This window comes from Pseudoalteromonas peptidolytica (assembly GCF_012641745.1).
Taxonomy (GTDB): Bacteria; Pseudomonadota; Gammaproteobacteria; order Enterobacterales; family Alteromonadaceae; genus Pseudoalteromonas; species Pseudoalteromonas peptidolytica.
Genome location: NZ_WEHZ01000105.1, coordinates 1 through 282, shown reverse-complemented (window position 1 = coordinate 282; position 282 = coordinate 1). Strand labels below are relative to the sequence as shown.

General features: G+C 52.8%; 2 tRNA genes. Both read right to left on the bottom strand.

Features of this window, described 5'->3' with window-relative positions:
* Positions 1-40: 40 nt before the first annotated feature.
* Positions 41-127: transfer RNA gene (locus tag F9Y84_RS21910), tRNA-Leu, on the bottom strand.
* A gap of 34 nt (positions 128-161) precedes the next feature.
* Positions 162-235, bottom strand: a tRNA-Cys gene (locus tag F9Y84_RS21905).
* Between the last annotated feature and the right edge of the window lie 47 nt (positions 236-282).

The following is a 282-nucleotide window of genomic DNA, read 5'->3' as shown; positions in this document are numbered from 1 at the left end:
CTCGCGTTCCATAAATCATTTATAGTCACCTTACTATAAATGGTGCCCGGGGCCGGACTTGAACCGGCACGCTGTTACCAGCGAGGGATTTTAAATCCCTTGTGTCTACCAATTCCACCACCCGGGCGTCGGGTTTGCTTTCGCATGTGGATATAAGAAAATGGAGGCGGAACCCGGAGTCGAACCGAGGTAGACGGATTTGCAATCCGCTGCATGGCCACTCTGCCATTCCGCCAAATTTGGAGCGAGTAACGAGGTTCGAACTCGTGACCTCGACCTTGG